The 5,909-nt window shown below is 65.4% G+C and carries 5 protein-coding genes and 1 pseudogene; 4 read left to right on the forward strand and 2 right to left on the reverse strand.

Annotated features, from left to right (window positions below):
- The first annotated feature begins 135 nt into the window (after positions 1 to 135).
- On the forward strand, positions 136 to 1,146 hold the full coding sequence (locus A39O_RS0105215; protein WP_020503638.1) for a helix-turn-helix transcriptional regulator: 1,011 nt from the start codon (positions 136 to 138) through the stop codon (positions 1,144 to 1,146).
- Positions 1,147 to 1,233: 87 nt separating this feature from the next.
- Here A39O_RS0105215 and A39O_RS0105220 read toward each other — a convergent pair whose 3' ends face one another.
- The gene (locus tag A39O_RS0105220) at positions 1,234 to 1,956 is read right to left on the reverse strand and encodes a response regulator (RefSeq protein ID WP_020503639.1); all 723 of its coding nucleotides are present in this window, start codon (positions 1,954 to 1,956) and stop codon (positions 1,234 to 1,236) included.
- An 8-nt stretch (positions 1,957 to 1,964) separates the two neighbouring features.
- Complete coding sequence (locus A39O_RS0105225; RefSeq protein ID WP_020503640.1) at positions 1,965 to 3,422, reverse strand: ATP-binding protein; 1,458 nt, start codon at positions 3,420 to 3,422, stop codon at positions 1,965 to 1,967.
- 151 nt (positions 3,423 to 3,573) lie between these two features.
- On the opposite strand from A39O_RS0105225, the gene A39O_RS0105230 reads away from it, so the two are divergent.
- From A39O_RS0105230 to A39O_RS32105, 3 genes and pseudogenes are all read left to right on the forward strand, one after another.
- Positions 3,574 to 4,629: a cytochrome-c peroxidase gene (locus A39O_RS0105230; protein ID WP_020503641.1), complete on the forward strand. Its 1,056-nt coding sequence runs from the start codon at positions 3,574 to 3,576 to the stop codon at positions 4,627 to 4,629.
- 540 nt (positions 4,630 to 5,169) lie between these two features.
- The gene (locus tag A39O_RS32100; RefSeq protein WP_020503642.1) at positions 5,170 to 5,727 is read left to right on the forward strand and encodes a sugar transferase; all 558 of its coding nucleotides are present in this window, start codon (positions 5,170 to 5,172) and stop codon (positions 5,725 to 5,727) included.
- A 50-nt stretch (positions 5,728 to 5,777) separates the two neighbouring features.
- Positions 5,778 to 5,909 (forward strand): annotated as a pseudogene (locus A39O_RS32105) (IS3-like element ISAfe17 family transposase); the annotation flags it as partial.

Consider the following 5,909-nt stretch of genomic DNA (forward strand, 5'->3'; position numbering starts at 1 on the left):
AGACCGATCAGGTCAAGCAGTTGGCGCGACGACAGGTCTTGGTTCTTCTGGGCCATGGCGGATTCCTCTTACGCGGCGGTTGGTGAGGCGTATTGAACCATTGCCATGCGTCAAACTCTGTCGCACACTGGTACCATGGCTGCTACCCATGAAACCCGCATCGCGCGCCTCAAGCGCCTGGAGTTCCTGGTGCCCCGCGGACGGGCGGCCAGCGCTTGCCCGGATGCCACGCAACTGCTGGCAACGCTCGGTGAGGCGTATGCCGGCAAGACGCCGGAGGCGCGGCGGCGTGCGCTGCAACGCGATCTCGAAGAGCTGGTGAAGGAGGGGCGGATCGAGGCGGTCAACCCCGGCGGCAAGCCGTTGCGCTACCGGTTGGTCGCGCCGGAACCGGACGAAGACCAGGCGGTCCGAGCCTACGACCTCCAGTTGATGCGCGACCTGGTGGCGGACGCACTGCCCCAGCAACGGCTCGATCGACTGTGGCAGCGGTTACTGACCAATGCCGAGGGTCCCAGGCTCGATGAGACGCGTTTGCGGATCGTCCCCGATACCCTGCGCCTGCGGCCCGTGGCACTTTATCAAGGCGTGCTGGAGGCCGTGATCGAGGCCCTGGCGCAGCCCTGTGCCCTGCAGGTGCTGTATACCAATGCCGACGACAAGCACAGCGATGCCTGCCTGCACCCCCAGGCCCTGGTGCAGCGTGGCCCCATCGCCTATCTGTTTGCACTGAAGAATGACGAGGAAGCACCGGTCCGAATCTACGCCTTGCACCGAATGATCCGCGCTCGGGCACTCACCCGGACGCCCGTCCGGACGGCGATCGGATTCGATCTGGATCAAGCCATCGCGAGCGGCCAGGTCGACTTCGGCCAGGGGGAGATGGTCAACCTGGAGTTACGGGTGCGTCGTTATCTGGCGACGGTGCTCACCGCCTGCCCATTGGCAGCGGGCCAGCGGTGGGTGGACGAGCCGCCCGGCTCCGACTTTGAGATGCGGGTGTGGGCGCGGGTTCCCTCGACAGGCCAATTGCTGCGCTGGCTGTTGGGGGCCGGGGATAATGTCGAGGTGGTCGCCCCGCCGGATTTGCGCCGCGTGGTGGCGGTGCAGGCGGCGAAGATGGCAGCACTTTACCCCGATCCATAGGACGAATAGGGCTTTCGGTCTCGTCAACAGCCGCAGAACCAGGATGCCGCTGATAATCAGGCTTTCCCACGGCAGCTTTGCCGGGACTCATTCCGCCCCCCGATCCTCATACCGGTAACCAACCCCATAAACCGAGTGCACCAACTCCCGGCCGGGCAGGAGTTCCTCCAACCGGCGGCGCAGTTTCTTGATGTGGCTGTCGATGGTGCGGTCCGCGACGATCCGGCGATCGGTGTAAATGCGGTCCATCAGCCGCTCGCGCGAAAAGATGCGCCCGGGAGCCGCATGCAGGGTCGCCAACAGGGCGAACTCCACCGCGGTGAGTTCGATCGCCCGGCCCTGCGCCTGCACCCGCAGCGCGTCCGGGTCCAGGGTGAGCGGATCGGCAGCGACCGCCGCGGCGCCGGGCGCGTCAGTCACCAACGGCGCGGCAGTCCGCCGCAAGACGGCCTTGACCCGCGCCACCAACTCGCGCGGGCTGTAGGGCTTGCACACATAGTCATCGGCGCCAAGCTCCAGCCCGATCAGCCGGTCGATCTCCTCGACCCGGGCGGTGGTCATGATGACGGGTATCCGACCCGGCTCGCCGGGCGCGGCGCGGATCTCCCGACACAGGGTCAGCCCGTCCTTGCCCGGCAACATCAGGTCCAGCAGGATCAGGTCCGGGCGGTGCGCGCGCACCCAGTCCAGCACGGTCTCGCCGGTGTAGAGCTGATCGACCTGATAGCCGGCGGCCTTGAGATAGTCGGCCACCAGGGCGGCCAAACGCTGTTCGTCTTCGACGATCAGGATACGCTGCGGTTGCTGCATGGCGGCCCTCAGGCGGGTAACTCGATGTGAATCCACAGACCACCAACTGGGGCGGCGGCGGCACTGATGGTACCGCCATGGGCCTCGACGACGTTCTTGACGATCGCCAGGCCCAACCCGGCCCCGCCGGTGTGGCGGCTGCGCGAGTCCTCCACCCGGTAGAGCCGGTCGCACAGCCGCGGCAGTGACTCGGGCGGGCAGCCGGGGGCCGTGTCCTGGAAATCCAGCGTCACCCGCGCGCCGCTCCGGCCCAGGGTGACGGTGAGCCCGCCGCCGGGGTCGGTGTACTGCAGGCTGTTACCGAGCAGATTGCGGAACGCTTGCGACAGCCGGTCCGGATCGGCGCTCAACAGCAGCGGCGTTGGCGCCCGGTCCTGCAGCGCCAGGGAAAGCCCCGCCGCCTGGAAGCGCGGGCGGAAGGCGTCCAGATCCGTCTGCAAGACCTCGCGCAGATCGGTCTCGGTCAGCCGGTAGCTCAGTGCACCCAGGTCAGTCACCGACAACTCATGCAGATCCCCGACCAACCGGTTCAAGCGCAGCACGTCGGCGTGCAGGGCATCCACCGCGGCCCGGTCCAGGGGCCGCACTCCATCCTGCAGCGCCTCCAGTTCGGCCAGCAGCAGGGCGATGGGGGTGCGCAGTTCATGGGCGATATCGGCCACCCAGCGGCGACGCGCCTGTTCGTTGCCTTCCAGGGTCGCGGCCAGGACATTGAGGTCGCGCCCGAGACGGGCGATCTCATCCCCCCCATGCACACTCACCCTGGCGGTGAAATCCCCGGCAGCAAGGCGGCGGGTCGCCTCCTGGATGCGCCGCACCGGCCGCACTACACGCTGCGCCAACGGATAAGCCAGCAGGGCCGAAATCAGCAGCATCCCTAAAGCGATGATCCACAGCCGGCTGCCCTGGCGGGACTGAAACTCGAGATCCGGCAACTCGGCCAGCGGCGGACCGGGCAGGGTCGCCAAGGAACCGATGGGCTGGCCGTCCAACTCCAGCGGATGGCGCCGGGCTCCCGGCAACAGAGACGACTGGCCATAAACCACAGCCCCAGCCCCATCCAGCAACATCAGCCGCAACTCCAGCGGGGCGGGCCGCTCCCGGCCGCGCTCCAGCGCCCAGGTCGGCGGCCAGCCGCCGGCATCGTTCAGAACACGGCGCACCCAGGGGGGCAGGTGGCCGCGGCGCGGGTCAGCGCGCGCCAACCGATCCTTCGGGTCACGACCCAGTAAGGCCGCGATCCACAGCGACTTATCCGCGCGTAACGGCTCCCAGGAGCCGCTGTCGGCATAGACCGCGATGAGCCGCTCAGCAATGGTGCTGATCCGCTCCGACTCGCGCGCATCCGCCAACTCGATCAGCCCCTGTTCAATGGACCAGCGCACGAAGGCATGGGTGCCGATGACCACCAGCAGGCAGGCCAGCAGCAGGGTCAGGAACAGCTTGGCGCGGATGGAGAGCGTCATGTTGGACCCAGCATGCCCCGCCGCGGTGCAAGAAAAAAGAATCCGCGGGAATTTCTGATCAAAGTCATAGCCTCGTCATCACCGCGTCGCTAACCTTAGCGTGCCGTTGCAGGCATCACGTGTTCCGATGTACCTAACACCAGGAGTCTCCATGAAACTCACTCTGTTCGCCGTTGCTTGCTCAACCGCGCTGGTCGGCACCCTCGCCGCCGGTGTGGTCCTGGCCGATGACGCTGCCCTGCGTGCTCAGGCCACGTCCGCCGGGCTGGCCGCCCTGCCCTACGGCGCCGGCAAGGTGACGGACAACCCGCTGACGCGCGAGAAGATCGACCTGGGCGCCATGCTGTTCTTCGACCCGCGGATTTCCGCCAGCGGCCTGATCAGTTGCAACACCTGCCACAACCTGGGCACCGGCGGCGATGACAATCTGCCCACCTCGGTCGGCCACGGCTGGCAAAAAGGCCCGCGCAACGCCCCAACGGTCCTGAATGCGGTTTATAACAAGGCCCAGTTCTGGGACGGCCGTGCCGCGGACCTCAAGGAGCAGGCCAAGGGACCGGTGCAGGCCGGCGTGGAGATGGCCAACAAGCCGGACGCCGTGGTCGTCACCCTGCAAAGCATGCCGCAGTATGTGGAACGCTTCAGCCGGGCCTTCCCCGGTGAGGCGGACCCGGTCACTTTCGATAACATGGCCCGCGCCATCGAGGCCTTCGAGGCCACCCTGGTCACCCCGGCCGCGCCTTTCGACGCCTGGTTCGAGGGCAATGACCAGGCCATGACCCAGGAGCAGAAGCAAGGGCTGGAACTCTTTATCAACAAGGGCTGCACTGCCTGTCACAGCGGCGTGAATTTTGGCGGCCAGGCGTATTTTCCGTTCGGGTTGATCAAGAAGCCGGGGGCGGACATCCTGCCCCGCGGGGACAAGGGCCGCTTTGCGGTGACCAAGACCGCATCGGATGAGTATGTCTTCCGCGCCGCCCCGTTGCGCAACATCGCCCTGACCGCCCCCTACTTCCACTCCGGTCAGGTTTGGTATCTGGAACAGGCGGTTGCGGTGATGTCCAACGCCCAGCTCGGCACCGAGATGGAAGAACACGAGGCCACGCTGATCGCGCAGTTCCTCACCGCTTTGACCGGCGAGCAGCCACAGGTGATCTACCCGATCCTGCCGGTGGAGACCGCGGACACACCCAAGCCCAAACTCTGACATTGGGGTCGGGAACCAACAGAATCGGTGGTTCCCGTCGAACACTCTGCCAGGGCATTCGCCCTACCGGGTTCGGCACCCACGACCAGAGCCCCAAGGGCACCCGGCTGACGTGCAATTGGTGCAGCCGTCGCACGGACGCGGCGAATGCCCAGCCCCGCTCCAGCGCGCCGCGCGCCTCCTGATCCGCGGACCGGCCTGCCGACCGGTCACGGGCCCCGGTCCGGCCTGATCCCCACGCCATTCGGCAACCCATTCCGCGATTGATCCGGGTACCAGCCGACCGCCTCGTCACCCGACTCACAGGCGTTGGCGCCCCGCGCACGCCGGCAGCCGTATTGACCATCACAGATGACCTTTGTCGTGCTTTTCGGTTGACTGCGCGCCGCTGATCCCCGCCACGGCGCCCCTCCGCGCACCCAAGTCCCCAAACGCACATTGCCAAAGCGCTTACCAGGTCACACCAATTCCCTCAAAAATCTTAAGAATACTTAACACAACAAGATCGCATCGCAGGACCTCAGCGCCCGGGTTTTTCCTATGCACTACACCTTACCGCCAGTCGCCCTTCTCCAGCAGCCAGTCATCGAGCGCCGATGGCCGAGCGACAGTATCGCACACGGCGTGCTCAACATTGCCGCCAGCCTGACCCTGCTCTTATTGGCACTGCCGTTCCTGATCCTGATTCCGATCCTGATCAAACTCACCAGTCGAGGCGCGGTGTTCTACACCGGCACCCGACTCGGCTTGCACAAACAACTGTTCACGATCTATAAGTTCCGCACCCTGCGGCCAGACGCCCAACAGATCATCGGCGCTTCACTGCTCCAGGAGCGGCACCAACTGGAGACCCCGATCGGCGCCTTTCTCCGCGACACAAAACTCGATGAATTACCTCAGATTTTAAATATTCTCAAAGGAGACATGAATATCGTCGGTCCACGGCCGGAGCGACCGGAGATCTACGAGCACCTGTGCCGGCAGATTCCCGGGTACGATGCACGATTCGAGATCAAGCCGGGGCTGATCGGCTTTGCGCAACTGTTCACTCCGCACGGCAGCCCGAAGCGCGCACGCTCACTGTATAGTGGACCCTGAAAACCGGACAGTAATTTAAGCTCGCGTCGAACCAAAAGGGGCATATCATAATGGGCGAAGCGAAGCGCAAGACGTACACGGCATCCTTCAAGGCCAAAGTCGGCCTGGAGGCGATCCGCGGGGTCAAAACGACGAACGAGATCGGACAGGAGCATGGAGTCCATCCGGTCCAGGTGGGGCAG

Source organism: Lamprocystis purpurea DSM 4197, from assembly GCF_000379525.1.
Lineage (GTDB): Bacteria > Pseudomonadota > Gammaproteobacteria > Chromatiales > Chromatiaceae > Thiodictyon > Thiodictyon purpureum.

Excerpts from the sequence above, each read along its gene's own strand:
- A39O_RS0105215 (WP_020503638.1), top strand. The coding sequence starts at position 136 with ATGGCTGCTACCCATGAAACCCGCATCGCGCGCCTCAAGCGCCTGGAG.
- A39O_RS32100 (WP_020503642.1), top strand. The coding sequence starts at position 5,170 with ATGCACTACACCTTACCGCCAGTCGCCCTTCTCCAGCAGCCAGTCATC.
- A39O_RS0105220 (WP_020503639.1), bottom strand. The coding sequence starts at position 1,956 with ATGCAGCAACCGCAGCGTATCCTGATCGTCGAAGACGAACAGCGTTTG.
- A39O_RS0105230 (WP_020503641.1), top strand. The coding sequence starts at position 3,574 with ATGAAACTCACTCTGTTCGCCGTTGCTTGCTCAACCGCGCTGGTCGGC.
- A39O_RS0105225 (WP_020503640.1), bottom strand. The coding sequence starts at position 3,422 with ATGACGCTCTCCATCCGCGCCAAGCTGTTCCTGACCCTGCTGCTGGCC.